This is a genomic window from Mesobacillus maritimus (genome assembly GCF_023715205.1).
GTDB classification, from domain to species: domain Bacteria; phylum Bacillota; class Bacilli; order Bacillales; family Cytobacillaceae; genus Mesobacillus_B; species Mesobacillus_B maritimus_C.
On record NZ_JAMBNR010000012.1, the window covers coordinates 35,665 to 62,168 of the forward strand.

Genomic DNA, 26,504 nt, shown 5'->3' on the forward strand with positions numbered 1-26,504 from the left:
TTAGACGCTTGACATCAAAGGGAGGACCTTTATATGATTTAATCGCTATTCAAGACAGTCCCTTTTACTGGAGTAAATGTGGATACGAAAAAGGTTAAGCTATAATAAGAGGTGTAATTAGATGAGGAAACTTGTACGACTATTATTTGGAAGTCCGTTTAAAAAAGAAGATAATTTTCGTTCCAAATATTTCCGATTTATGTATAAATTTATTATCGGGTTTTACTTTTTAAGTATGACAATGTTTATCATTCTGTCGTTTCTAGACCCTACTGCTCTAATCGGACTACTAATGGGAGCGATCTTTTTCCCTGTTGTATTCCGTATTGTCTATGGATTAATAGGAAAGTTCAATGGTATGGAGCGAGAGGCGTATGATATAAAGGAAAGTTAAATCAAACATTTTAAATCTTTTGTGGTGACAATAACTTAATATTCTGTTATTGTTGACTTGTCTATGAATTAAAAAACTCACTAGGGGATCCCTTGATAAGGGCTGAGAGCAGAGTAGATACTCTGAAACCCTCATAACCTGAACAGGTTCGTACCTGCGTAGGAAAGTGTCACGGTATTTATGCTGTCTATTCGATGCTTAAAACCACTTTCCTATTGAGGAAAGTGGTTTTTTTATTTTCACAACTAACGGGCCGTTTACTAAAAAGAAACGGCCATATGCGAGGTCATGATTAAAGGGAGGTGAAGACAAAGTGAAATTGCTTGCTGTTACGAATGATCGTCTTCCGGTTCGACAGTTGGCACAAGGTATCTGCCAAATGAACGAAATGGTTGATTATATACATATTCGGGAAAAGTCCAAATCGATTAGTGACATTATCTTGCTGATAAAGCTTTTGGAACAGGAAATCGATAAAAAGAAACTCGTCATCCATGATCGGTTAGATCTTGCTTTGCTTTACAACATTCCTACGATTCACCTTCCTTCATATGGTCTGCCAGTAAAAAGGGTACGGAAGCAGTATCCAAGTTTAAGAATTGGCCGATCTGTCCACTCATTAGATGAGGCCATTCAGGCAGAAAAGGATGGGGCGAATTATGTCTTATATGGGCATCTTTTTAAAACCAATAGCAAATTCGGTCAACCACCGAGAGGGGTAGCAGAATTAACAAAAATTAAGAGAATGCTTCATATTCCGGTTTATGGGATAGGTGGTATTACAGCTAACAATCTAAAAGAAATAAAAAATACAAATCTTGATGGAGTGGCCGTGATGTCCGGCATTTTTGATGAAATCAATCCGCAAGAAGAAGCCGCAGCTTATTACAAAGCCTGTAGGGAGGTGAGTAGAAATGACGATTCAACTGAATGGCAAAAGTGTTATTCTACCAGAGCAAGTTCGTTCGATTAAAGATTTGCTTAGCCACTATCATTTAGAAAATCGCCTTGTGATTGTGGAAGTGAACAAAGAAATTATGAAAAAAGAACAACATTCCACTTTTAAGCTTTCAGATGGAGATGTAGTCGAAATGATTCATTTTGTAGGAGGAGGATGAGCATGTTAAAACTTGGGGATTATAGTTTTCAATCTAGATTGCTATTAGGTACTGGGAAATATCCTTCATTCGAAATTCAAAAAGAAGCGGTTAGTGTGTCAGAAGCAGAAATTTTAACATTTGCCGTCAGAAGAATGAATATCTTTGAGGACTCTCAGCCGAATTTTCTTGAACAATTGGATTTGAGTAAATATACGCTACTACCAAATACAGCAGGGGCGAAAACAGCGGAAGAAGCGGTGAGGATTGCCAAGCTTGCGAAGGCTTCAGGTTTGTGCGATATGATTAAAGTAGAAGTCATTGGCGATGATAAAACGTTATTGCCAGACCCTGTGGAAACGTTAAAGGCATCGGAAATGCTTTTGGCAGAAGGTTTTATTGTCCTGCCTTACACCTCTGATGATGTGGTTTTAGCGAAAAGACTTGAAAACTTAGGGGTTCATGCCATTATGCCTGGCGCTTCTCCAATTGGATCGGGAAAAGGCATCATAAACCCATTAAACTTAAAATTTATCATTGAACAAACTTCTATTCCTGTTATCGTTGATGCTGGCATTGGTTCACCAAAGGATGCTGCCTTTGCGATGGAACTTGGTGCCGAAGGTGTCTTGTTAAATACCGCCGTTTCAGGTGCAAAAGATCCGGTAAAGATGGCGCTAGCGATGAAATTGGCTGTGGAGGCAGGACGCTTAGGCTTTGAGGCAGGGAGAATCGAAGAAAAAGAATATGCCGTTGCCAGCAGTCCAACGACTGGAATGGTTACATCTTGACAGATCGTTATTCAAGACAAACCCTATTTTCTCCAATTGGCAAACAAGGTCAAGAAAAATTGGCAACCGCTAAGGTGTTAATTGTTGGAGCCGGCGCTCTTGGCACGGCGAGCGCGGAAATGTTGGCCAGGGCAGGAGTGGGGAAGATAACCATTGTTGATCGGGATTATGTGGAAGTGAGCAATCTTCAGCGTCAGCAAATGTTTACTGAAGAGGATGCTCGAAATAAATTGCCGAAAGCAGTCGCAGCACAAAACCGGATTCAGACCGTTAACAGTGAAATTGAGGTTACTAGTTTAATAGCGGATGTGAATGGCCTCAATATTGAAGAACTAGTTACTGGCTGCTCGCTTATTATTGATGCAGTCGATAATTTTGAAACAAGGCTAATCGTGAATGATGCCGCTGTTAAACATCAAATCCCGTATCTCATCGGTGCAATAGTGGCAAGCTACGGACTGACCTTTCCGATTATTCCTGGTTCGACCCCTTGTTTCCATTGTATCATCGACACACTTCCAAGTCAGAATGTCACGTGTGATACGGTTGGTGTGATTGGGCCTATTGTCCAGTTAGTTGCTGCTTATCAAGTCACGTCTGCTTTAAAACTCTTGACGGGACATCCTGTTTCAAATGTTTTAAAATCATTCGATATTTGGCAGGAGGAAAAAGCCGAAATCAGTGTGGATACATTAAAAAATGACAACTGTCCAACCTGTGGCAGCCAGCCTACTTACCCTTATTTGTCATTTGAAAACCAGACAAAAACCGAGGTGTTGTGTGGACGGAATACCGTTCAACTTCGGCCAGGCATCACCCGTTCCCTCTCATTAGAACAATTAGCCGAGAGTATAAAGGACCAAGCGAGGGAGATGGTCTTAAATCCCTACTTGTTATCTTGTTCATTTGAAAATCATCGTATCGTCTTCTTTAAGGATGGCCGTGCACTTGTCCATGGAACAAGTGAAGCGCAAGTTGCTAGAAGTCTATATAATAAAATTATCGGTTAACAAACATAACTATTTTTTGGAAAAAGGTTACTCCCCATAGAATTTTATAAAATGGTAGGTTGGGTGTTCAATCAGGAGTAGCCGTCTTCCTTCAACCAGTCCAGTTAGTCATGGTAACATTTGCACATACATGGTTCAGGGCCTTAATAATAAGAATAATAAAGAACACCATCCTGTACTTTGGATGGTGTTCTTTATAGATTAGGCGATAATTGGATCAATTCCAAAAGCCTTAGGGTGTTTTTGCCTCTTCTTTAATAAAATAATCCACCACAAAAGCAGATACTCCTAAAGCAGTTGAATATTTTTTTAGCTTGGAAAACTTTAATTGCATTTCTTTTTGGTGGTAAGCTAATGTATGCTGAGCGATGGTTGTGCGGATTGGTTCCTCGATCCACTTTTGTGCCATCGCCAAACGGTTACCGATGATGACTTGTTCTGGGTTAAAGGTATTTATAATGTTATTAATCCCATACCCGAGGTATTGGCCGATTTGTTTAAATAAATCTAGTGCCTGTTGGTCGCCTTTTTCCGCTAATTCCATCAACGATTCTAGTGAATCGATGTTAGGGTCGGCCATAGCGAGCAAGGCATTTTCGGAAGCGTAGGCTTCCCAACACCCTCTGCTGCCACAGTTGCAACTCTTTCCGTTTAATTCGATGATCATATGACCCATTTCACCGGAAAAGCCATTTTTCCCTTGATACAAGTCATTGTTTAATATAATCCCAACACCAATTCCAATCCCTGCGCTCACATAAAGGAGGTTTTGGTTGTCAAGTCCAGCCCCAAACTGCTGTTCACCAACCGCTCCTGCGTTTGCCTCATTTTCAATAATGACTGGTACATGGAATAAGTTCTCAAGGTCCTCTTTTAATTGAATATTCGTCCAACCAAGGTTAGGGGCCAATAAAATCGAACCTTCTTTGTTAACCATACCTGGCACGCCAACGCCAATTCCGATAATCCCATAGCGGCTACTAGGCATCTCTTTTATTAGAGAAGTGATCATATTTTGGACAATACTCATGATGGCTGAATATGGGGTACGGTGCACCATCTGATTTTTTTCTATGACAATATTTCCTTTTAAATCGGTTAAGACACATAAAACATAATTTACCCCGATATCAATTCCTACCGCATAGCCAGCGTCTTTGTTAAAATGAAGCAGAACAGGCCGGCGGCCACCGCTAGATTCCCCAGGTCCAGATTCATAAATGAGTTCTTCATCTAATAATTCACTTACTAATGAAGAAACTGTTGTTTTATTTAAGCCGGAAACTTGAGCAATATCGGCTCTGGAAAGGGGCTCTTTCTCCATGATGAGTTGTAAAACAAGTGCTTTATTATTTTTCTTTACAACCTGTTGATTCCATGTCATTGTTCTCACATATAAAAACTCCCTTGTTCGGTAGTAACTCTATTTTAACATAAACTTTGTTTGCTAGATATACAAACCTTTCAAAAGGTTGATATGATAGGATGAATCCGTTTACAATAAAAGGTAAAAACTTCTGTCCATTAAAATTCACTTTAAGTATTGAAAAAACATTTGAAAACGGATACATTAGAAGAGGCTTCGATGGTATTAAATATGCTTGACCCAGTGAAAAACTAGTTGATTTCCCTTACTAAAGAAATATTATTAGTTGTATGAAGTTAGTAAGAAAGCTTGCAACTACTGGTTTTTAAATGGGAACAAACAACATAATCAGTACAACTACTGATCGAGTCACATCACCCTTTCGTTTTTAAAATATTGCAGACATAATCTTAATATGAGGGACGGCTTTCTAGCAATTTGTGAAACTCAAAAATGAGAGTTTGAAAAAAATTTAAAAAACCTTAGTTTATTCGCTAGACAAACTAAGTTAGCGGTGCTATAATTCAATCATACAAAGGTTACAGACACTGATTCGAATCTTTGTAAGCATTTACAAATCAAATTGATGTTATGAAACTATAAAACTACTACTAGGAGGAATAACCCCATGGCTTATTTCGAATCCATTAACAAAATCAAGTATGAAGGTGCAAAATCAACTAATCCGTTTGCGTATAAATATTACAATCCTGAAGAAGTAATCAATGGCAAAACAATGGAAGAAATTCTACGTTTCTCAGTAGCATATTGGCATACATTCAATGCAGACGGTTCAGATCCATTTGGTGTAGGAACAGCAATTCGTCCTTGGGATCACTTAAAAGGTTTAGATTTAGCAAAAGCACGTGTGGAAGCAGCATTTGAATTCTTTGAAAAGCTAGATGTTCCATTCTTTGCTTTCCATGATGTGGATATCGCTCCAGAAGGAAGCACTTTAAAAGAAACAAACGAAAACCTAGATGTAATCGTTTCAATGATCCAAGATTATATGAAGACAAGCAAAACAAAGTTGCTTTGGAATACAGCTAACATGTTCACAAACCCACGCTACACTCATGGTGCAGCAACTTCTCCAAATGCAGATGTATTCGCTTACTCTGCAGCAAAAGTGAAGAAGGGTCTAGAAGTAGCAAAAGAACTTGGCGCAGAAAACTATGTATTCTGGGGTGGCCGTGAAGGATATGAAACACTTCTAAACACTGATATGAAGCTTGAGCAGGACAACTTAGCACGTTTCTTCCATATGGCTGTTGATTATGCGAAAGAAATCGGCTTAAATGTTCCATTCTTAATCGAGCCAAAACCAAAAGAGCCTACAAAACATCAGTATGACTTCGATGTAGCGACTGGACTAGCATTCTTACAAAAGTATGACCTAACTGACTACTTCAAGTTTAATATCGAAGCAAACCATGCAACACTTGCTGGTCATTCTTTCGAACATGAATTAAGAACAGCTCGTATTAACGGAATGCTTGGTTCTGTTGATGCAAACCAAGGGGATACACTACTTGGATGGGATACAGATGAATTCCCAACAGATTTATACACAAACACATTAGCAATGTATGAAATCTTGAAAAATGGTGGATTAGGTCAAGGTGGTTTAAACTTTGATGCGAAGGTAAGAAGAGGATCATTTGATACAGAAGATCTTTTCCATGCACATATTGCCGGAATGGATGCATTTGCTATCGGACTAAAAGTAGCAAACAAATTAATTGAAGATAAGGTCCTTGATAACTTTATCGAAGAGCGTTACAGCAGCTTTACAAAAGGAATCGGCCTTGACATTGTAGAAGGAAAAACAAACTTCCGTGAACTTGAAGCATATGCTCTTCAATTAACTGAAATCAAGAACACATCTGGTAGAACTGAGCGCTTAAAAGCTCTAATCAACCAATATCTATTAGAAACACTATAAGACTAGCTTTCTAATACTAAACATAAAAATGTGCTGGAAGTATTTTACTCCAGCACATTTTCATAGAAAAGGAAAAGGATGATACGGATGAAATACGTAATCGGTGTTGACCTCGGTACAAGTGCGGTTAAAATCTTGCTTGTAAATCAAAATGGGGAAGTATGCAATGAAGTTTCAAAATCATATCCTCTTATTATTGAAAAATCCGGTTATAGTGAACAAAACCCAGAAGAGTGGGTTGAAAAAACAACTGCTGGTTTAGCTGAATTGATTGAGCAATTCGATGGTGATGTGAACGATATCGAAGGCATCAGCTTTTCCGGACAAATGCATGGACTTGTTTTAGTAGATGAAAATAACCAAGTACTTCGAAATGCAATCCTCTGGAATGATACGAGAACAACGAAACAATGTGAAGAAATCTATGAAGTAGTGGGCCAACAACAACTTTTAGAGATTACAAAGAACCCAGCTTTGGAAGGTTTTACATTGCCGAAAATTCTTTGGGTAAAAGAAAATGAACCTGAGATTTTCGAACGTTCAAGTGTATTTATGCTTCCAAAGGATTATTTGCGTTATCGCCTCACAGGTCAAATTCATATGGAATACTCCGATGCTGCGGGAACGCTTCTATTAAATGTAGCAAAGCGTGAATGGAGTCCGGAAATATTAAGTCATTTTGAACTTGCGCCTGAATTTTGCCCAGAATTAGTAGAATCTCATGATTTAGTTGGCACCGTGACAGCTGAATTCGCTGCCGAAACTGGTTTGTCAGAAGCAACTAAAGTGTTTGCTGGTGGTGCCGACAATGCATGTGGTGCGATCGGTTCCGGAATATTATCAGAAGGTAAAACATTATGCAGCATTGGAACATCTGGTGTTGTGCTATCTTATGAAGACAGAAGCGACCTTGATTTTGAAGGGAAAGTTCATTATTTCAACCACGGCGAAGAGAATACCTTCTATACAATGGGGGTAACCTTAGCTGCAGGTTATAGTTTAAGTTGGTTCAAAGATACCTTTGCCAAAGAAGAAGCGTTTGACCAATTTTTAGCTGGAGTAGATGAAGTTCCTGCCGGCAGCAACGGTTTGTTATTTACACCTTATGTTGTAGGAGAGCGCACACCGCATGCTGATTCTAATATTCGTGCAAGCTTTATTGGCGTAGATGCATCACATGAACGTAAGCATTTTGCCCGTGCTGTTCTTGAAGGAATTACGTTCTCGTTGCATGAATCAATTGAACTCTTTAGAAATAGTGGCAAGAAAATTGATACCATTATCTCCATCGGTGGTGGTGCTAAAAACGAAACGTGGCTACAAATGCAGGCCGACATTTTTAATGCCAGAATTGAAAAACTAACAAGTGAGCAAGGTCCTGGTATGGGTGCTGCGATGCTAGCTGCTTATGGTTGTGGTTGGTTTACTTCTTTAAAAGATTGTGCAGATGCTTTCCTACAAACGGCGAAAACATATGAGCCAATTCCTGAAAATGTGGAAACTTATCAAAAAGTTTTTGCGATTTATCAGCAAGTTTATACACAAACGAAAACATTGAATGACCAGCTAAAAGAATTTAGAAAATAGATTCTCCCTTAGCTTTAACAAGGCAGTTTTGTAGAGAGTGTTGTTAAAATCCAAATGCCGATTTTAACGCAGAATAAACCATTTTGTGCATTAATGCTAAGTTTGCATGCTCTTTTCTCTTAATATAAAGGTACTTTCCTGTGAAAAGATAGCTAAACTTTACATTTTATCCCTAAAAGCAACAAGGTTAAGAAAAGAGCCTTAAACAACGATGAATGAAAACAAAAAACCCCACTTTCCGTGGGGCTTTCTTTTCATTGACGCTTAAGCAAAAGTTCGTTTATTCTTTAGTGAACTAAGAAGGGCAGTTAAGAAGGGAAGTTGATCGAAATGAAGGTTGTAATAGAAGAATTTGGTCAGGTTGAGAACAAGCCTGTCTTTTCGTATACCTTGAAGAATGATCAAGGAATGGAAATGACAGCAATTAATTATGGCTGTATTATCACGAAAATCACAGTTCCAGATAAGCATGGGAATTTTGAAAACGTTGTCCTTGGACATGACACATTAAATGATTATCTTCAGGACTCTTCGTTTCAGGGTGCAGTTGTTGGTCGTGTCGGTGGTCGCATTAAAGGTGGGGAGTTTGAACTTGATGGTCAAACGTATACATTAGCACAGAACGATCACTCCAATCATCTTCATGGTGGAATAAAGGGATTCGATAAAGTTGTTTGGGATGCGGAAGTACTTGACGACGGAGTTAAATTCTCTTATGTAAGTCCTGATGGGGAAGAAGGGTATCCAGGAAATTTATCTATTGAAGTAATTTACTCGATAAATAACAACAATGAAATTTCTATTCAATATCAAGCGCAGACAGATCAGAAAACGTTGTTAACGGTGACGAATCATTCTTATTTTAACTTGAGTGGAAACCTCAAACATGATGTTTTAAATCATACATTAACGTTAAAGAGCGACCAGTTCCTTGAACTTGATCATGAATTCATTCCAACCGGGGAATTCCTATCGGTGGAAAATACAGCTTTTGATTTTACAAAAGGTGGACTTATTCAAAATGGAGTTGAATCTAACCATCCCCAAAATGTGTTAGTAGGGAACGGATACGACCATCCATTTATCCTAAAAGCAAACCATGATAACGAAATTGTTTTAGCAGATGCTGAAAGTGGACGGTCATTAACGGTGGAGACCGATGAACCGGCAGTTGTCGTTTATTCCGGAAACTCGTTAAGTTCTGAAGGAGAGTATCGTGGGGTGGCTTCTAGAAAATATTTAGGCATTTGCTTGGAGACACAAGGATTCCCAGATGCCATTCATCATCCGCATTTTCCATCGGTGGTATTGGATAAAGACAAGCAATATTTATCTGTGACGAAATATAAATTTGGGGTAATCGAGGAATAGAATGAGGTTGATTCATAAAAGTGGGAAACAACTTCTTAACGAAGTTGTTGGTACTGAGATTCAGCGAGACAGTGTTGCTTTTTGGAATTTAGGTCAGGCTGGTATTCTTATTAAGGGAAGGTCGGATGATGGTCTCGTTTGTGTGGACCCTTATTTAACCGCAAGCATAGAAGATACTGACCCAAACTCAGAATTTAAACGAGCATTTCCTCCGATTATGGAACCGGAAATGCTAGCATGTGCAGATGGAATCTTGCTTACGCATGCACATGGAGACCATCTAGATATTGAAACAATTTCGGGAATCGCAAAGGCTTCTCAGCAAACCCAATTTGCAGTTCCAGCCCCGGATGAAGGGTTACTAGGAGGAATTGTATCACCAGAGAAACTAGTCTCTGTAAGAGGACAAGAGCGCTTTTATCTAAAAAACTTTAAGGTAACACCGGTTCCTGCTGCGCATACCGAGTATGAAGTCGATGCTAATGGGAGTCATTTCTACTTTGGATATTTTCTCGATGTGAATGGAATTCGAATCTATCATAGCGGTGATACAGTAGTTACGCCAATGTTACTAGAGCAAGTGCGAGCGTTTCAGCCTCATATTGCATTTTTACCAATCAATGGGAGAGACCCTTTTCGAACATCTAGAGGGATTGTTGGCAATATGAACTTTAGAGAAGCAGTTGATTTTGCGGTTTCCGTTGGAGCGGACATGTTTGTTCCAATCCATTATGATCTATTTCCGAATAATCGGGAAAACCCAGCGTATATGGTGGATTATCTTTTTCAGCAATATCCATTTCAAAAGTTCCACATGATGGCTCCTGGGGAAAGATTTATTTATTACAAATAAAATATAAAAGGGGAGTTCCAAATGAATTATCGTGAATTAGGAAATACCGGTATTAAGATAAGTGAAGTGAGTTTTGGTACTTGGGCGATCGGCGGTGCTTGGGGTAAGACGAGCGATGCTGAAGCAATAAAATCATTAGAATATGCAATGGATAAAGGTGTTAACTTCTTTGATACAGCAGATGTTTATGGTGATGGCCATGCGGAAGAGCTTCTAGCTAAAGCAACAAAAGGGAAAGAAGATGAGATTTACATAGCAACAAAATTTTGTCGCCAAGGGGATATTTTTGACCCGGAAAATTATAGCTACGATAAAGTACGTGCTTACTGTGAAGATAGCCTACGCAGGTTAAACCGTGAGGCAATCGATTTGTATCAAATTCATTGCCCGGCAACTGAAATTTTACGAGATGGCCGTGTATTTGAAGTGCTAGATCGTTTACAGGAAGAAGGGAAAATCCGACACTACGGAGTAAGTGTGGAAACGGTAGAAGAAGGTCTCATATGCTTAGAAAATCCTAATGTTAAGAGCTTGCAAATCATTTTTAATATGTTCCGTCAGAAACCGCTGGAAAAATTAATTCCTGAGGCATACAACAAAGGTGTGGGCTTACTAGTAAGATTGCCGCTAGCAAGTGGACTTTTAACAGGTAAATTTACAACTGACCATGTTTTTGAAGAAGATGACCACCGTCGTTTTAATGAAAATGGTGAAGCGTTTAATGTAGGGGAAACATTTGCAGGACTTGGTTTTAAAAAGGGTGTAGAACTAGCTGATCAATTGAAATGGATTGCTGAAGGTCGCCAATCAATGGCAAGTGCATCCTTACGTTGGATTCTCGATCAAAAAGAGATTTCTTGTATCATTCCAGGATTCAAGAATAGGAAGCAAGTGGAAGATAATTTATCAGCACTAGAAACAAAACCGTTCTCAGCAGAAGAGCAACAAAAGATTCAACACTTTTATGAAGCTCAAGTAAAAGATTTTATTAGTGGACCTTATTAATAGAGGTTCTTGATTTAGGCAACAGCGTTTGTTAAAACAATGAGTTAAGAACGAGACTTTCAAATGATTGTCTCGTTCTTTTTTTGAAAGAGGCGATAGGATGATAAATGAAGTAGTAACATCCAAGAAGGTAGTGGCGCTAACATTTGACGATGGTCCTAATTCGACTTTTACGCCACAGGTTTTAGAGATCCTCGCTGATGAAGATGCGAAAGCAACCTTTTTCATGATTGGGGAGCATATCGACAAATGTCCTGAAATTGTAAAAATAGCTAATGAACAAGGTCATGAAATCGGCAACCATACATTTACACATGCCAAGTTGTCAGGACTAACGCCAGAGCAGATTTTGGTCGAAATCGAGGCAACTGAGGCGATCGTTTCCAGGTTAATTGGACGTAATCCAATCGTTTTTCGGCCGCCTTACTTGGATTACAATGATAGGGTAGTTACTATTTTAAATGAAAAGGGATATGTGATGGTTGGAGCTCAAAATCTAGAGGCGCAAGATTGGGAACAACCGGGGGTAGAGCACATTGTAAAAGCGTCTATAGATCGTGTGAAGCCTGGTAGTATATTAATCTTTCATGACGGATTTGGTGATCGTTCACAAACAATTGAAGCGGTTCGATTGCTTGTTGTTGAATTGAGATCCGAAGGCTATCAAATGGTAACGGTCAGTGAGTTGTTGAAGCTAGCTGAGTCTTGATTCTACTGTACTATTGATGCACATTTGCACCATGATTAACCATAAAAAATATTCGTGAGAAACCTGCTCATAAAGGCGTAACTACTATATAATAGAGGTAGGTAATATTATATTTTAGAATAGTATTTTGTTTCTGAAATATACGGAGGGATTCTATGAATAAGACAGCAGGTCGGGTTTATGTTGCGACAGAATATATCACGAAGTTTGCGTATCTTAATTTATTATGGATTGGATTTTCCTTGTTAGGTTTAGTGGTACTAGGATTCTTTCCAGCTACGATTGCGATGTTTACGATTATTCGCAAATGGTTGATGGGTGAAATGGACACCCCGATTTTTTCTACGTTCTGGACGACCTATAAAGCTGAGTTCTTGCGAAGTAATGGGCTAGGGTACATCATGGTGGTTGTCGGAGGACTAATCGTTCTGGATTTAGTTTTTATGAGAAATTCGGGAAGTAATATGATGAGTATGGTTCAAATTCCTTTGTATATGTTCATGTTTGCAGCCGTAATGACGATGTTCTACTTGTTCCCAGTGTATGTTCACTATGAGTTAAAACTAACGCAAATGATCAAAAACTCGTTTCTCATGATGCTGATTAGCCCACTTGAAAATTTGGTCATTATTACAGGACTAGCGGCAGTAGTATTAGTCGGTAAGTTCCTTCCAGGTTTGGCTTTCTTCTTTGGTGGCAGTCTTTCAGCAGCAATTATTATGGCAGCCTGTTTCCTTGTATTTAATAAAATGGAGAAAAAACAGCAGTCACAGAAACAGAATTAGACTAGTGAAAAGGACCGAATGGGTCCTTTTTTATTTTGTAAATGAAAATTGCTGTAGGAGAGGAGTTGAATAATATATTGTTTTTTGAAAAGGAAAAAAGTTCGTGATAATAGAGAAGGGGAAAGTGAAAAAAGACTATGTTTATTTGAAAATAGAACCTGATATTTGTAAATAGAACAAGGAAAAATGCAAATAGAAATGCAACGTGAAAATAGAAAGAGTAAAAGTGAAAATAGGCTTGTTTATTTGAAAATAGAACCTGATATTTGTAAATAGAACAAGGAAAAATGAAAATAGAAATGCGACGTGAAAATAGAATGAGCAAAAGTGAAAAAAGCCTATGATTATTTGTTAATAGGACCTGGTAATCTGTAAATAGAACAAGGAAAAATGCAAATAGAAATGCGACGTGAAAATAGAATGAGCAAAAGTGAAAAAAGCCTATGATTATTTGTTAATAGGACCTGGTAATTCGTAAATAGAGCAAGGAAAAATGAAAATAGAAATACGTTGTGAAAATAGAATGAGCAAAAGTGAAAAAAGCCTATGATTATTTGTTAATAGGACCTGGTAATTCGTAAATAGAGCAAGGAAAAATGAAAATAGAAATACGTTGTGAAAATAGAACGAGCAAAAGTGAAAACAGCCAATGATTATATGAAAATAGAATCAGCAAATTCGTTAATAGGACAAAGAAAAATGAGAACAGAAAGTAGATTTACGGTTATGAGCTAGGTAACATGAAAGGGGAATCACCCACTTATCCAAACAAAAAAACAGACCGTCCAGTACCACAGCGAAGTGTGAATACTTAGTCGATCTGTCTTTTGTCTCATTCATGAAACCAATCAACCTTTTACAGAACCGGCTGCCATACCTTCCACAATCTTATCGCTTAAGAATAAGAAAGCGATAAGGATTGGAACGATCGAGATAACGAGTGTTGCACCGATTGCGCCCCAGTCTGTTAGGTATTGACCAACGAAGTTGTTAATACCAACAGTTAATGTTTTCCACTGATCTGAACTGATGAAAGTGTTAACGAAAACGAATTCGTTCCAGTTGTAGATCATGTTAATGATGGCTGTCGTTGAAAGGACAGGCACAGTCATTGGAAGCGTAATTTGGAAAAAGATGCGGTGAACGGAGCATCCATCCATAACGGCTGCTTCTTCAATTTCCCGTGGGAACGTTTTATAAAATCCTAGTAAAATCATAATCGTTAATGGTAAGTTAAACGCGGTATAGGATAATACGATGGAAACTGGATTATCGATTAGATTTACATTGTTGTACATGTTAAATAAAGGAATCAAAGTTGAATGAAGTGGAATCATATAAGCAACTAAGAATAATCCTAGAACCAGGCCGCTTAATTTCCAGTGCATCCGAGTAACAGCAAATGTAACGAAACTAGCAAGAATAATCGTAAGTGTTACCGATAATACTGTAATCCAAACGCTGTTGAAAAAGTAAAGTCCGATATTTCCGGATGTCCAAGCTTTTGTATAGTTTCCCCATTGTGGATCTTGTGGCAAGGAGAAAGGGGACATCCCAAACACTTCTTGGTTGGTTTTTAAGGAAAAGAACACTAGCCAAACTAGTGGGTAAATCTGAATAATGGCAAATAACCCTAGTATGAGATAAAGAAATCCAAATCCGATTTTGTTCAAGTAAGATTTCTTTGGTTTTTCCGATGCAGGAAGGGTCGTTGTTGTTGGTTGTGTACTAATCTCACTCATCTTGTTTCACTCCCCCTTAGTATTGAACATCATCTTTAGATTTCGTTAGTTTCGAAGTTATCCAAGTCATAACAAGACAGATTACTAATAAACCGAATCCGATTGCACTACCATAACCGAAGTTATTTAATTTAAACGCTTCTTTGTACATATAGGAAGCCATAACTTCACTAGCGCCGTTCGGTCCGCCACCTGTCATAACATAAATCAAATCAAAGTATTTCAATGATCCTACGACAGCAAGCATAATTGTTACTTTAAACACGCCAGAAATTAGAGGTAATTTAATTTTAAATGCAATTTGTAGCGGGGAAGCACCATCAATTTTCGCTGCTTCGATTACTTCATCTGGTACATTCTTTAATGCTGCATAGTAAATTAGGATATAAAATCCTGCGTACTGCCAAATAACTGGGATGAAAATTGCGTAAAGCGCAATTGCTGGATCCGCTAACCAAATTGGTGTATTTTCGACCCCGAACATTTCAAGTAATTTGTTGGCCATCCCGTTTGTTGGATCAAAGATTTTCATCCAAAGCTGGGCGATTGCAACAGAAGATAACAACATTGGGATTAAGTAGATTTTACGTAATAAATCCGAACCCTTAATTTTGCTAGCTAAAACTAATGAAATCGCTAGATACAGAAGTAAGCTAGCTGTAGAGAAAATTGCTAATAAAAATGAATGCCAAGTACTTGTCCAGAACATTTTATCCTGTATCAAGGTGACATAGTTTTCTAAACCAATAAACTTCATCTCACCGATTCCGTCCCAATCCATGAGACCGTAATAACCTGATAGGGTAATTGGAACATAGATTAGAAGTAGGATGAGAAGTAAAGCAGGGAGTGTATAAAGAGCGATTACGAATTTATTTGACATCACATTTTTCATGTTGATTAGTCCCCTTCCTTTCTATAAAGAAGAGGACATATTGAAAACATATGCCCTCTTTCTAAGCAGGTTTTATTCCTCAGCAGCAAGAGCCTCTTCTTGAGTCTTTGCAAATTCTTTCGGAGTAGACTGTCCACCGAATAAAGACTGAATTTGGTTCAAGTGAACATCAGCAACACCAGCTGACATTTGAACGTCTGCATATAGAGTTAGGTTTGTAGCTTTTCCTAAATCGTTTAGAATGTCCACGTACATTTGATCAAGTTCGCCATTGGATGTATCTACAACTGTTGCAGGGATTACACCAGCATCAACGACAGATCGCTTGCCCCATTCTTCTACTAAATAAGAAACAAAGTCTTTTGCTTCGTCTTGCACTTTTGATTGCTCAGATACGAATAAAGCAACACCAGGGCCACCTACGTAGCTGTCGATGTCACCTTTGCCACCTTCATAAGTAGGGAACTTGAAGTAGCCAACTTTGTCTTTGAATTCTTGAGCAACATCTGGGGTAGTTGTATAGTTTGGTAATTCCCAAGTTGCCATTAAGTACATAGCAGCTTGTTCGTTCATGAAGTAACCTTTTGCTTCATCGTTTGAAAGGCCGTTAAATCCTTTCACGAATGCACCCATATCAACAAGCTTTTCGATTTCTTCGGCAGCTTGAACTAGAGCAGGATCTTCAAAGCTTCCAGTACGATTGATTGCTTTGTTTAATACTTCAGGACCACCGATACGGTCTGCTAGGTACATATACCACATAGAACCTGTCCAACGGTCTTTGTTTCCTAATGTGATTGGAGTAACCCCATTATCAGAAAGTGTTTTAACAACATTTAGGAATTCATCATAAGTTTCAGGAGCTTCTAAGTTATATTTCTCGAAAATTTCTTTATTGTAATACACTGGAGTAATGTTTAATTCAAGCGGAAGAGCGTAAGTAGATTCTTCCACTGAGAAAGCATCAAGTGTACCAGCAACAAATTTATCTTCTTGAACAATATCATCTAAAGAAGCGAACATGTTGCCTTCAACGAAAGGCTTCATATAACCGGCTGCCCAAGTGATACCAACGTCTGGTAGTTCGTTTGAAGCAGATAGAACTTTAATTTTTTCTTTGTACTGTTCGTTTCCTAAGATTTCTGTTTGGATGTCGACATCAGGATTTTCTTTTTCATAAGCATTGATAATGTCATCTACAATTGTATACTGAGCATTTGAACTACCTTCAGGCCATAAATGCATCATCTTTACAACCGTTTTATCACCGCTACTTGATTCACCAGAATCTCCGGAAGTATCAGAGGAGGAACAACCAGCTAAAACTAGGCTGCCTGCTAATGCCATTGACATCACAGTGGAAAACGCTTTCTTTTTCATCAATCAAAACCCCCTTAAAGTATGTTTCTCTATGTCTTACAAGATAAGAATACCACTGTAGAAAAATTCAAAAAAGGGAACTACGTTTAGGAAAAATACTACTATTTTTAGAAAGCCCTTTCATCACTGGTTTTTCGGTAAGCGCTGGGGGTTATGCCCTCATATTCCTTAAACAGTTTTATAAAATATTTAGAAGTTTTATAGCCGACTTCTTCTGCAATTTCGCCGATTGGCAGGTTTGTTGAAACCACTAACTCCTTTGCTCGCTGAATTCTTCGTCTTGTGACATATTCACTAAAATTTAATTCCACTTGTTCCTTGAATAACGCGCTAAAATAACTTGGATTTAAGTGAACATGTGAGGCAACTTCTTTAAGACTCAATTCGTCTTTTAGATGTTGATCAATATAGTGGATCGCTTTCTTGATTGTATCTTTAGTCGACGTCATTTTGGTGTTGGCATCAACAATCTTCTCATCAACTACTCGTTCAATCATTCCAACTCGCACTTGTTTTTCTAATACCTTTACAGCTTCCTCAACTGCTTCAATAAGTTTCTTTTTACCAATTGGTTTTAATAGATAGTTCACAACACCTAGCCTTAATGCTTCTTGAGCATATTCGAACTCCGAGTAGGCTGAAATCACAATCACAACAGGGGACATTCCTTTTTCTTTCATCGTTTTTAATAATTGTAATCCGGTCATCTCGGGCATTCGGATATCAGAAAGCAAAATGTGAATTTTTCGTTCATCCGCAATTCGAAGGACATCCTCACCGCTTTCGGCAGTAAGGATGGTATATTCCCCGTTATTCCAACTTTCTAATGTTCTTTGAAGTCCTTGTCGAGTTCTAGGCTCATCATCAACAATTACGATATTTTTTGTAACCATTATTCTCCTCCATTAATTGGTAGTTCAAAGGAAATACGAGTCCCTTCGTTTACGTTGCTTTCAATCATTAAGTCTGTATGTGAAAGGTTTTGATAGTACAATTTCAATCGTTTATACACATTTGAAATGGCCATTCCCTTTCCTTTGCTTGAGGATGTACCGCCTGAATTCATGGCTTGAATGACCCAGTTAATGCGTTCTTGATCCATTCCAGTCCCGTCATCTTCAACAGAAATACGAATACGGTTTGTGTTTGGAACGGGTTCAACAGTTACAGAAATCTGGCAGGTTCCGACTTTATTTCCCGCCCCGTGTAAGATGGCATTTTCCACTAATGGCTGAATGATTAGTTTTGGTATTCTGACATGCTCATAATTTGCTGGAACCTGGACACGCCATTGTAATTTGTCTCCAAAACGCATCTTCATAATTTCCATATAGTCGCCGATATGCTTAATTTCGTCTTTTAAAAATACCCAGTCATCGTCCGTTTCTTTGGTAATCGTATATCTAAATAAATTGGACATCGCAATGACAAGTTCGGCCAACTCTTCTTCATCTTTTTCCTCAAGAGACCAGTGCAGTGCATCAAGAGTATTGAAAAGAAAATGTGGGTTAATTTGTGCTTGAAGGGCCTTCAATTCACTCTGGCTTCGTAAAATCTCTTTTTGATAAACCATCTGAATTAAATGGTTGGTTTCCTTCACTAGTTGATTATAGGTACTGTTTAGTTCATTAATTTCATTTACAGAAGGTACACTAGGGTTCAATGATAAGGCGCCTTCACCTGCATGTCGCATTGTTTTCGTTAAGCGGACGATGGGATTTGTGATGATCGTTGATAAGAAAATAGAGCTTACCGCAAAAATAATGAAACCGACCACTCCTGATAAAATGATGCCTGTCCGTATTCCTGATAACCCTTCTGTTAGTTCACTTACAGGCGTTAAAATAAGCACAGTCCAACCCGTAAGATTGGATGTTTGTTTCGTTACCATATAATCGCGATGATCAAGTTGTATATTTGTTTTATTGCTATCGATTAGGTTCGTGACGTCTCCCTGATAGTTTTGGATAATAGGTTTTTGATGCTCATCTAATAAAATCGAATATTGATCACTGCTATATTCTTCGTTAGCAAAGTGAAAATGTTCTCGGTTGATGCTAATCAATAAATATCCACCGTTACGATATTGTCGTTCCATTAGACTAACTGTTCGGATTGCTAGAAAATAATTTTTATCATGTGGATCTTCACCAATCCAAACCATTCCGCCTCTAGCTTTATTTGCTTCGTTGATCCACTTTTTTCCGACACGGTTGATCAACTGATCTTCATCTAGAGGAATCACTCGCTGTTGCTTACCGGAAAAGAGTTGAAAAGAAAAGATTCCGTCTGTGTTTCCCATAATGCGGTTAATATGTCCCATTAGCTGTTGACGGTCGCGAAAGGTGACTTCTTTGCCGTCATAGACATCAGTTAAAATACGTTGAACCTCTTCATCAGTGATGACAAGCTTTGAATTCGTATTAATTTGTTCGTAGAGCGATTCCATCCGCCCATTTGCTTCAATTGCGACTTGTTGGATTTGTTTTTCAGCATTATTCTTCAACAATGAAGAAACTTGTCTTAATGTGAGAAGGCTTACAATAAAAAGAACAATTACCATAACAAGTAAGAAGATAAACAAGATTTGGTTCCGCAAGGTATTCCACTTTTTTAGTTGATTAAACATGACTAGGCGCCTTTCTTTTGTGAAATCGTTTAGCTTCATTATACCTTGTTTTATCTAGCCTTTCTCGTATTTTGTTAAGTTATGTCATATTTTAGGGTTAGAGAATTCACTTTGGAAATTTGCAAAATAAGTAAAGGTGTCTAGTACTATTTTATCATTTTTCGGAAAACTTGAAAATCTTAGTTTATTCATTAGATAAACTAAGATATAATCACCTTATGTCAGGGCAACAGCTGCGAAATTTTCTAACACTATTATGTAAGCCCTTTCTTTTGATGCCTGACTAGCAAACTTCTTAAAAGGGGGTAAGTTCGAGCTTTTTTAGATTTGCTTCAAAAATACTAAAAGTAGGGGAGAATATCGTTATGCTAAAAGTATTACGTAAACCACTTGTATCTGGAATCGCTTTGGCATTATTATTACCAACTGGGTTATCCAGTGTTTCAGCAGCTGAACAGCAACCAGTATCTGCATTAGACGTCAAGGTTGAGCTCGATCAGCGTTATGAAAAGTATTTTAATATTGGTGCAGCTGTAGAACCAAGCATGTTAGAAGGAGTAAATGGAGAGGTATTAAAAAAGCATTATAACAGCATTGTCGCTGAAAATGTGATGAAGCCGATTAATATCCAGCCAGAAGAAGGAAAGTTCAACTTCGAGGAAGCAGATAAAATCGTAAAATTTGCTAAAGAAAATAATATGGAACTACGTTTCCACACTCTTATTTGGCATAGCCAAGTACCAGACTGGTTTTTCCTTGATAAAGAAGGGAACCCAATGGTTGAAGAAACCGATCCAAAACAACGTGAAAAGAACAAGAAATTATTATTAAAGCGTCTTGAAACACATGTTAAAACGGTTGTAAAACGCTATAAGAATGATGTTACTTCTTGGGATGTTGTGAATGAAGTTGTGGATGATAGCGGTGAACTTCGCAATTCGCCTTGGTATCAAATCACAGGAACGGATTATATTAAAGTGGCATTTGAAACAGCCGACCGTTTTGCTGGAAAAGATGCCAAGCTATATATTAATGATTACAATACAGAAGTAGAACCAAAAAGAACGACTCTTTATAACCTTGTGAAACAAATGGTTGAAGAAGGTGTACCAATCGATGGAGTAGGCCATCAAGCACATATCCAAATCGGTTGGCCTTCTCTTAAAGAAATCGAGGATTCCATCAACATGTTTGCTGACCTTGGTTTAGATAACCAAATTACCGAATTAGATATGAGCCTTTACGGCTGGCCGCCACGTCCTGCATTCCCAACTTATGATGCAATTCCAGCAAGTGAATTTGATCGTCAAGCAGAGCATTATGATCAATTATTCCAGTTGTATGAGAGTTTAGGGGATAAAATCAGTAGCGTAACATTCTGGGGTGTAGCCGACAATCATACATGGTTAGACGATCGTGCGGAACAATACAATGACGGTGTTGGAAAAGATGCACCATTTGTCTTTGATGTGGATTATAACGTAAAACAAGCTTATTGGAAGATCATTGATTAAGAGATTATAGAAAATGAATTTGAAAATGAATTTCGAAGAGACCAGGTCCAGTTATGGCCTGGTCTTTTAAAAGCGAATATTAATAAAAGAAAAGCCAGTCGGTTCATTCGACTGGCTCCTATCCATATTTATTCAAAAATATAACTGATTACCTCTATGGCCTGATCAACCGTTTCAACCGTCACGTTTGCTTTATTGGACAGCTCTTTTAATGGATGAATTAATGATTCAGGGCGAATGATGATCGTTGGTTTGTTCAAGGCGATAGCCGTACTAGCATCCATCGCGGTATTCCATTGTTTATACTTTTCACCAAATAACGCAATCACAAGATCCGATTTTTGCATTAACACCTGAGTTCTAAGGTTGTTGATATCTGATGCGACATCATCTTTATGTAATTTGCTTGGTTGCTTGCCCAGAATTTCTTCTCCAATTTGATCAGAGCGATCATGGTCTGTTTGTGGTGCAACAAATTTTAAAGGTAGCCCTTTTTCCTCTGCCTTTGATTTTACTTCATCGCGCCAATTGTCATGAATTTGACCAGCCAAATAAACAGTTAATTCCATCCCTATCTCCTCCAATAAATGTTTGTATACTTCTATACTAACGAATTTGAAGCAATTTTCAAAGCTTTGCCTACTTTCCGACCAACAATCAATTTTATTAGAGAAAAACAGAAGTAAAATTGGGAATACGGAGAAACTGGAATGCCTATTTTGAATGGGATGAGGTTTGAATTTTCGGTATTTTGGATAAAGGGAAAGTAGATGGAGAAGAAAAAGGGGGGACGGAGCGTGGTCGTAATAGTTTACGCGACCGAGTAAGTGAGAATGAGCCTCTTAAAACAATTTGTACCCATCTTTATAGTAAGGATAGAAAAAGTGAACGAATTGTTACAAAAAAAAGCTTGAAAGGTGATAAGCAAAAGAGTTTATTCATATGAGTGTTAAGGGAGCTCTGTTAGAACTAGAATCATGTTTTATGTTCAAGGTAGTATTCACCTAAATGGTATGGTTAAACTCCTTAGATATTTGAGAATTTGTTATAACAAAACGCAGAAACCATTCTCTTGAGTGGGTTCTTTTCATGTACTCATTCAAAAATAAGTTGTCAAGAATCAAAATTTTTTATCGAAAAACGTCAATGCTTATTTGTCTGTTTTTTGACGCCTTTTGGACTGGTTTTTTATGTTTCATCTAATTTTCACTAGATTGTCACATTTAATTAATCATAATTAAATATTTTAATATATTAAAAGTTCTGATAAACTATATATAGACGATTATTGTTTCAGAAAAGATGTGTGACTAGGTCGTTCCATGGCTTGCTATGGTGACTGAAAAGGAGCGCCTACATTCTTTCTGTAAATCTTAGGATATAAGGAAGGTTATTATGGGCAATATACAAACTGAAAATAACGTAATCTTAATTGGTGCCGGAATTATGAGTGCGACTTTGGGGACACTTCTGAAAGAGCTAGCTCCCGAATGGAACATTAAAGTGTTTGAAAAACTTGAGGGGCCTGGTAAAGAGAGCTCTCACGAATTAAATAATGCAGGCACAGGGCATGCTGCTCTATGCGAACTGAACTACACCAGTGAAAAGCCGGATGGTTCAATTGATATTAGCAAAGCGATTAAAGTAAATGAACAGTTCCAAGTGTCGTTGCAATTTTGGTCTTATCTAGTAAATCGAAACCTTATACGTAATCCACAAGAATTTATTATGCCTTTGCCACATATGAGTATGGTGCAGGGAGAAGAAAATGTGGAATTTTTAAAAAAGCGTTTTAAAGCGCTATCAAAAAATCCTTTGTTCGAAGGAATGGAATACTCTGATGATCCAAGAACGCTTATGGATTGGATCCCACTTATTATGCAAGAACGTAAATCCAATGAGCCAATTGCTGCAACCAAAAGTGACGCAGGTACGGATGTCAATTTTGGTGCTTTAACACGTATGCTTTTTGACCAATTAGAAAGTCAAGATGTCAATGTTCATTACAATCATAGTGTTGAAGACATTAAACGTACATCAGATGGCTCATGGGAAGTTAAAGTGCTAAATGTAGTAAGCGGCCAAGTAGAACACCATAAAGCAAAATTTGTCTTTATTGGGGGCGGAGGCGGCAGCATCCATTTGCTTCAAAAGTCTGGAATTCCAGAAGGAAAACGAATTGGTGGCTTCCCAGTAAGCGGCATTTTCATGGTATGTAATAATCCAGATGTGGTTGCTCAGCATCATGCAAAAGTATACGGAAAAGCGAAAGTTGGAGCTCCACCAATGTCTGTACCTCATCTTGACACACGTTTTATTGACAATGAAAAGTCGTTACTCTTTGGTCCATTTGCTGGTTTCTCACCGAGATTCTTAAAAACGGGTTCATTGTTTGATTTATTGAATTCCGTCAAGCCCCATAATGTTATGACAATGTTAGCTGCGGGTGCGAAAGAGATGCCTTTAACAAAATACTTGATTCAACAAGTCTCTTTATCTAAGGAACAGCGGATGGAAGAACTTCGCGAATTTATTCCGGACGCTAAGAGTGAAGATTGGGATTTAATTGTAGCAGGACAGCGTGTACAGGTGATAAAAGATACAATTCAAGGTGGAAAAGGAACTCTTCAATTTGGAACCGAAGTGATCACAGCTTCTGATGGGTCGATTGCAGCGTTGCTAGGGGCGTCACCAGGTGCTTCTACAGCGGTTCATGTTATGCTTGAAGTCATCAAAAAGTGCTTCCCAGAGCTTATGCTCGAATGGGAGCCTAAAATTAGAGAAATGATTCCATCTTATGGAGTATCCTTAATGGAAAATCCACAGCTTCTGCGTGATATCCATGTCCAAACAGCACGTACATTGGGTTTGGCGGGAAAAAACAAATTAACACCGAAAACAAAGGCTCCATTGTTAAAGCAAGCCTAATTTCCTTATAAAAGAATGTAAGAAGCTGAGCGGTTATTTAATTGTTTCGAAGAAAACAGATTAAATAACCGTTTTTTTGAGTGTCTTCTAAAAAAGGAAAAAGAGTTATTCATAAATTAATAGACTGAATGTCCAAAAAAACATGGATGTTATTCACGATACAAAGAATAATTACTAAAGTGGAGAAGGGGAGACAGAGATACAACGATATAATAAAAAAAGTCGCTCAAATTGAGAGCGACTTTTTTTTATTAGTTACGGATAAGGTAGTCAAATGCACCTAGAGCTGCAGTTGCACCAGATCCCATTGAAATAATGATTTGGTTATAGGCACTGTCCGTACAATCGCCGGCAGCAAACACGCCAGGGATGCTTGTTGTACCGCGTTTATCAACAATGATTTCACCAATGCGATTACGCTCAAGTGTACCCTCTAACCATTCAGTGTTTGGCACAAGTCCGATTTGAACGAATACACCTTGTAATTCAACATGATGTTCTTCGCCTGTTTCACGATCTTGGTAAGTAATGCCGTTAACACTGTCTGTACCTGTGATTTCTTGAGTTGCTGCATTCGTTACAACCGTAACATTTGGAAGGCTATGAAGACGTTCTTGAAGAACTTGATCTGCTTTTAACTCAGGAGCAAATTCTAAAACTGTGACATGTTTCACAATTCCTGCCAAGTCAATAGCCGCTTCAATTCCGGAGTTCCCGCCACCGATAACAGCAACATCTTTACCAGCAAATAACGGACCATCACAGTGTGGACAGTAAGCGACACCTTTGTTCTTGAACTCTTGTTCACCAGGAACGTTCACATTGCGCCAACGAGCACCTGTTGAAATAATAATAGATTTACTCTTAAGAACAGCACCGTTTTCAAGTTCTAATTCAAATAGGTCTTTCTTTTCCAAACGCTTCGCACGTTGTAAGTCCATAACATCAATGTCATATTCTTTTACATGCTCTTCAAGCGCTTGTGCAAGTTTCGGACCTTCTGTTGCTTTCACACTGATGAAGTTTTCTATGCTTAAAGTATCAAGTATTTGTCCACCAAAGCGTTCTGCAACAATTCCCGTTTTAATTCCTTTACGTGCAGCATAGATTGCTGAACTTGCTCCAGCAGGACCACCACCAACAACAAGGACATCAAATGGTCCTTTATCAGCAAACTGTTCTGCACTTGGACCTGAGCCAAGTTTAGCAAGGATTTCTTGTAAAGAAATGCGTCCGCCATTCCAGAATTCGCCATCTAGGTAAACAGCTGGTACGGCCATTACGTTTTTCGCTTCAACTTCCTCTTTAAATGCAGCTCCATCAATCATTGTATGCTTAATGTTTGGGTTAAGCACACTCATGATGTTTAATGCTTGAACAACGTCAGGGCAGTTGTGGCAAGTTAAGCTGACATATGTTTCGAAGTTGTATTCGCCTTCGATTGCTTTAATTTGATCAATCACACTTTGATCAATTTTTGGAGCGCGGCCACTTACTTGAAGAAGCGCTAATACTAAAGAAGTGAATTCATGTCCTAGAGGAACACCTGCAAAAGTAACACCAGTGTCTTCGCCAACACGGTTGATACTGAAGCTTGGTGTACGATTTAATTCTACTTTTTCGACAGTGATTTTAGAAGACATGGAAGCTAGCTCTTCAACAAGAGCTAGCATTTCCTTTGATGTGTCATCTGAACCAGCACTGACTTTAAGCAGAATGTCATTTTCTAGAAGCTGAAGATATTGATTTAATTGTGACTTAATTTCTGCATCAAGTGCCATTTATAATCTCTCCCTTAAATCTTTCCTACTAGATCAAGGCTTGGCTTAAGTGTTTCTCCACCTTCTTGCCATTTAGCAGGGCAAACTTCGCCTGGGTTGTTGCGAACGTATTGAGCTGCTTTGATCTTGTTTACTAGTGTGCTTGCGTCACGACCGATTCCACCAGCGTTGATTTCAAGAGCTTGTACAACTCCGTCTGGATCGATGATGAAAGTACCGCGGTCAGCAACACCTTCTTCTTCGATTAGAACATCGAAGTTACGAGAAATCACGTGAGAAGGATCTCCAATCATTGTGTAAGTAATTTTTCCGATTGCTTCGGAATGATCATGCCATGCTTTATGTGTGAAATGAGAGTCTGTAGAAACAGAGTAAACTTCACATCCAAGGCTCTTTAATTCTTCATATTGGTTTTGAAGGTCTTCAAGTTCAGTTGGGCAAACGAAAGTGAAGTCTGCAGGATAGAAGCAAACAACGCTCCATTGACCTTTTAAGTTTTGTTCAGTTACTTCAACGAAATCACCATTTTTAAATGCTTGTGCTTTGAAAGGTTGTACTTCTTTTCCAATTAGAGACATAATTGAGTCCTCCTAAAAAATAATTATTTCAGAATTATTATAGACAAGTTCATTCTTCATTATTCTATAATAATTCTAATTCAATATAAATTATTATATTATAGTTACTCCCAATGTCAAGAGAAAACCATCATTGTTTTTCCG

Annotated in this window: 23 protein-coding genes and 1 riboswitch; of the genes, 14 read left to right on the plus strand and 9 right to left on the minus strand. The window is 38.2% G+C overall.

Annotation, left to right across the window (positions count from 1 at the left end; all coding sequences use genetic code 11):
* Positions 1 to 121 precede the first annotated feature (121 nt).
* The 5 genes from M3182_RS17160 to M3182_RS17180 all read left to right on the plus strand — a co-directional run bounded on the left by M3182_RS17160 (position 122) and on the right by M3182_RS17180 (position 3,292).
* Positions 122 to 394 (plus strand): hypothetical protein, encoded by a 273-nt coding sequence (locus tag M3182_RS17160; protein WP_251559196.1) that lies wholly within the window; start codon positions 122 to 124, stop codon positions 392 to 394.
* A gap of 72 nt (positions 395 to 466) precedes the next feature.
* A riboswitch (TPP riboswitch) is annotated at positions 467 to 576 on the plus strand.
* Between the two features lie 131 nt (positions 577 to 707).
* Positions 708 to 1,367 (plus strand): thiamine phosphate synthase, encoded by a 660-nt coding sequence (locus tag M3182_RS17165; protein ID WP_251434699.1) that lies wholly within the window; start codon positions 708 to 710, stop codon positions 1,365 to 1,367.
* Entirely contained in the window at positions 1,309 to 1,512 is a 204-nt protein-coding gene (thiS, locus tag M3182_RS17170) for a sulfur carrier protein ThiS (protein ID WP_251434701.1), read from the plus strand. Before M3182_RS17165 ends, thiS begins: the two co-directional genes overlap by 59 nt.
* Before the next feature lie 2 nt (positions 1,513 to 1,514).
* On the plus strand, positions 1,515 to 2,282 hold the full coding sequence (locus M3182_RS17175; protein ID WP_251434704.1) for a thiazole synthase: 768 nt from the start codon (positions 1,515 to 1,517) through the stop codon (positions 2,280 to 2,282).
* On the plus strand, positions 2,279 to 3,292 hold the full coding sequence (locus M3182_RS17180; RefSeq protein WP_251559198.1) for a ThiF family adenylyltransferase: 1,014 nt from the start codon (positions 2,279 to 2,281) through the stop codon (positions 3,290 to 3,292). Before M3182_RS17175 ends, M3182_RS17180 begins: the two co-directional genes overlap by 4 nt.
* A 232-nt stretch (positions 3,293 to 3,524) precedes the next feature.
* On the opposite strand, the gene M3182_RS17185 is transcribed toward M3182_RS17180, so the two are convergent.
* Complete coding sequence (locus M3182_RS17185; RefSeq protein WP_251434916.1) at positions 3,525 to 4,676, minus strand: ROK family transcriptional regulator; 1,152 nt, start codon at positions 4,674 to 4,676, stop codon at positions 3,525 to 3,527.
* 610 nt (positions 4,677 to 5,286) lie between these two features.
* On the opposite strand from M3182_RS17185, the gene xylA reads away from it, so the two are divergent.
* From xylA to M3182_RS17220, 7 genes are all read left to right on the plus strand, one after another.
* Entirely contained in the window at positions 5,287 to 6,603 is a 1,317-nt protein-coding gene (xylA, locus tag M3182_RS17190; RefSeq protein ID WP_251434710.1) for a xylose isomerase, read from the plus strand.
* A gap of 87 nt (positions 6,604 to 6,690) precedes the next feature.
* Positions 6,691 to 8,190 carry a xylulokinase gene (gene xylB, locus M3182_RS17195; RefSeq protein ID WP_251434713.1) on the plus strand — a complete coding sequence of 500 codons (1,500 nt, stop codon included), beginning with the start codon at positions 6,691 to 6,693 and terminating at the stop codon, positions 8,188 to 8,190.
* Between the two features lie 330 nt (positions 8,191 to 8,520).
* Positions 8,521 to 9,561 (plus strand): aldose epimerase family protein, encoded by a 1,041-nt coding sequence (locus M3182_RS17200; protein WP_251559200.1) that lies wholly within the window; start codon positions 8,521 to 8,523, stop codon positions 9,559 to 9,561.
* 1 nt (position 9,562) lies between these two features.
* Positions 9,563 to 10,414, plus strand: coding sequence for an MBL fold metallo-hydrolase (locus M3182_RS17205; RefSeq protein ID WP_251434717.1), 852 nt, complete (start codon positions 9,563 to 9,565; stop codon positions 10,412 to 10,414).
* 21 nt (positions 10,415 to 10,435) lie between these two features.
* Positions 10,436 to 11,419 carry an aldo/keto reductase gene (locus tag M3182_RS17210; RefSeq protein ID WP_251559202.1) on the plus strand — a complete coding sequence of 328 codons (984 nt, stop codon included), beginning with the start codon at positions 10,436 to 10,438 and terminating at the stop codon, positions 11,417 to 11,419.
* Positions 11,420 to 11,519: 100 nt separating this feature from the next.
* Positions 11,520 to 12,128: a polysaccharide deacetylase family protein gene (locus M3182_RS17215; RefSeq protein ID WP_251559204.1), complete on the plus strand. Its 609-nt coding sequence runs from the start codon at positions 11,520 to 11,522 to the stop codon at positions 12,126 to 12,128.
* 155 nt (positions 12,129 to 12,283) lie between these two features.
* Positions 12,284 to 12,913: a YesL family protein gene (locus tag M3182_RS17220; RefSeq protein WP_251434725.1), complete on the plus strand. Its 630-nt coding sequence runs from the start codon at positions 12,284 to 12,286 to the stop codon at positions 12,911 to 12,913.
* Between the two features lie 848 nt (positions 12,914 to 13,761).
* Here M3182_RS17220 and M3182_RS17225 read toward each other — a convergent pair.
* From M3182_RS17225 to M3182_RS17245, 5 genes are all read right to left on the minus strand, one after another.
* Positions 13,762 to 14,655, minus strand: coding sequence for a carbohydrate ABC transporter permease (locus M3182_RS17225; RefSeq protein WP_251434727.1), 894 nt, complete (start codon positions 14,653 to 14,655; stop codon positions 13,762 to 13,764).
* 16 nt (positions 14,656 to 14,671) lie between these two features.
* Positions 14,672 to 15,550, minus strand: a complete 879-nt coding sequence (locus M3182_RS17230; protein WP_251434730.1) for a carbohydrate ABC transporter permease — start codon at positions 15,548 to 15,550, stop codon at positions 14,672 to 14,674.
* Between the two features lie 72 nt (positions 15,551 to 15,622).
* Positions 15,623 to 16,930: an extracellular solute-binding protein gene (locus tag M3182_RS17235; RefSeq protein ID WP_251559206.1), complete on the minus strand. Its 1,308-nt coding sequence runs from the start codon at positions 16,928 to 16,930 to the stop codon at positions 15,623 to 15,625.
* 107 nt (positions 16,931 to 17,037) lie between these two features.
* A complete protein-coding gene (locus tag M3182_RS17240; protein ID WP_251559208.1) occupies positions 17,038 to 17,823 on the minus strand; it encodes a response regulator transcription factor in 786 nt (261 codons plus the stop codon).
* On the minus strand, positions 17,823 to 19,559 hold the full coding sequence (locus M3182_RS17245) for a sensor histidine kinase (RefSeq protein WP_251559210.1): 1,737 nt from the start codon (positions 19,557 to 19,559) through the stop codon (positions 17,823 to 17,825). Before M3182_RS17245 ends, M3182_RS17240 begins: the two co-directional genes overlap by 1 nt.
* A 365-nt stretch (positions 19,560 to 19,924) precedes the next feature.
* On the opposite strand from M3182_RS17245, the gene M3182_RS17250 reads away from it, so the two are divergent.
* Positions 19,925 to 21,073, plus strand: a complete 1,149-nt coding sequence (locus tag M3182_RS17250) for an endo-1,4-beta-xylanase (protein ID WP_251559212.1) — start codon at positions 19,925 to 19,927, stop codon at positions 21,071 to 21,073.
* A gap of 128 nt (positions 21,074 to 21,201) precedes the next feature.
* Here the strand turns inward: M3182_RS17250 and M3182_RS17255 are convergent, their stop codons facing one another.
* Positions 21,202 to 21,642, minus strand: a complete 441-nt coding sequence (locus tag M3182_RS17255; RefSeq protein ID WP_251434744.1) for a YtoQ family protein — start codon at positions 21,640 to 21,642, stop codon at positions 21,202 to 21,204.
* 826 nt (positions 21,643 to 22,468) lie between these two features.
* Between M3182_RS17255 and mqo the strand changes: the two genes are divergently transcribed.
* Entirely contained in the window at positions 22,469 to 24,001 is a 1,533-nt protein-coding gene (gene mqo, locus M3182_RS17260; protein ID WP_251434747.1) for a malate dehydrogenase (quinone), read from the plus strand.
* Positions 24,002 to 24,252: 251 nt separating this feature from the next.
* Here the strand turns inward: mqo and ahpF are convergent, their stop codons facing one another.
* Positions 24,253 to 25,782 (minus strand): alkyl hydroperoxide reductase subunit F, encoded by a 1,530-nt coding sequence (ahpF, locus tag M3182_RS17265; RefSeq protein WP_251434750.1) that lies wholly within the window; start codon positions 25,780 to 25,782, stop codon positions 24,253 to 24,255.
* Positions 25,783 to 25,796: 14 nt separating this feature from the next.
* Complete coding sequence (gene ahpC / locus M3182_RS17270; protein WP_251434753.1) at positions 25,797 to 26,360, minus strand: alkyl hydroperoxide reductase subunit C; 564 nt, start codon at positions 26,358 to 26,360, stop codon at positions 25,797 to 25,799.
* Positions 26,361 to 26,504: the final 144 nt, after the last annotated feature.

What these genes read in the sequence shown, in the direction of transcription:
- M3182_RS17225 (WP_251434727.1), bottom strand. Translation starts at nt 14,655, where the DNA reads ATGAGTGAGATTAGTACACAACCAACAACAACGACCCTTCCTGCATCG.
- M3182_RS17220 (WP_251434725.1), top strand. Translation starts at nt 12,284, where the DNA reads ATGAATAAGACAGCAGGTCGGGTTTATGTTGCGACAGAATATATCACG.
- M3182_RS17250 (WP_251559212.1), top strand. Translation starts at nt 19,925, where the DNA reads ATGCTAAAAGTATTACGTAAACCACTTGTATCTGGAATCGCTTTGGCA.
- M3182_RS17240 (WP_251559208.1), bottom strand. Translation starts at nt 17,823, where the DNA reads ATGGTTACAAAAAATATCGTAATTGTTGATGATGAGCCTAGAACTCGA.
- M3182_RS17255 (WP_251434744.1), bottom strand. Translation starts at nt 21,642, where the DNA reads ATGGAATTAACTGTTTATTTGGCTGGTCAAATTCATGACAATTGGCGC.
- M3182_RS17230 (WP_251434730.1), bottom strand. Translation starts at nt 15,550, where the DNA reads ATGAAAAATGTGATGTCAAATAAATTCGTAATCGCTCTTTATACACTC.
- M3182_RS17245 (WP_251559210.1), bottom strand. Translation starts at nt 19,559, where the DNA reads ATGTTTAATCAACTAAAAAAGTGGAATACCTTGCGGAACCAAATCTTG.
- M3182_RS17205 (WP_251434717.1), top strand. Translation starts at nt 9,563, where the DNA reads ATGAGGTTGATTCATAAAAGTGGGAAACAACTTCTTAACGAAGTTGTT.
- thiS (WP_251434701.1), top strand. Translation starts at nt 1,309, where the DNA reads ATGACGATTCAACTGAATGGCAAAAGTGTTATTCTACCAGAGCAAGTT.
- M3182_RS17210 (WP_251559202.1), top strand. Translation starts at nt 10,436, where the DNA reads ATGAATTATCGTGAATTAGGAAATACCGGTATTAAGATAAGTGAAGTG.
- xylA (WP_251434710.1), top strand. Translation starts at nt 5,287, where the DNA reads ATGGCTTATTTCGAATCCATTAACAAAATCAAGTATGAAGGTGCAAAA.
- M3182_RS17200 (WP_251559200.1), top strand. Translation starts at nt 8,521, where the DNA reads ATGAAGGTTGTAATAGAAGAATTTGGTCAGGTTGAGAACAAGCCTGTC.
- ahpF (WP_251434750.1), bottom strand. Translation starts at nt 25,782, where the DNA reads ATGGCACTTGATGCAGAAATTAAGTCACAATTAAATCAATATCTTCAG.
- mqo (WP_251434747.1), top strand. Translation starts at nt 22,469, where the DNA reads ATGGGCAATATACAAACTGAAAATAACGTAATCTTAATTGGTGCCGGA.
- M3182_RS17235 (WP_251559206.1), bottom strand. Translation starts at nt 16,930, where the DNA reads ATGAAAAAGAAAGCGTTTTCCACTGTGATGTCAATGGCATTAGCAGGC.
- M3182_RS17175 (WP_251434704.1), top strand. Translation starts at nt 1,515, where the DNA reads ATGTTAAAACTTGGGGATTATAGTTTTCAATCTAGATTGCTATTAGGT.
- M3182_RS17160 (WP_251559196.1), top strand. Translation starts at nt 122, where the DNA reads ATGAGGAAACTTGTACGACTATTATTTGGAAGTCCGTTTAAAAAAGAA.
- ahpC (WP_251434753.1), bottom strand. Translation starts at nt 26,360, where the DNA reads ATGTCTCTAATTGGAAAAGAAGTACAACCTTTCAAAGCACAAGCATTT.
- xylB (WP_251434713.1), top strand. Translation starts at nt 6,691, where the DNA reads ATGAAATACGTAATCGGTGTTGACCTCGGTACAAGTGCGGTTAAAATC.
- M3182_RS17215 (WP_251559204.1), top strand. Translation starts at nt 11,520, where the DNA reads ATGATAAATGAAGTAGTAACATCCAAGAAGGTAGTGGCGCTAACATTT.
- M3182_RS17185 (WP_251434916.1), bottom strand. Translation starts at nt 4,676, where the DNA reads ATGACATGGAATCAACAGGTTGTAAAGAAAAATAATAAAGCACTTGTT.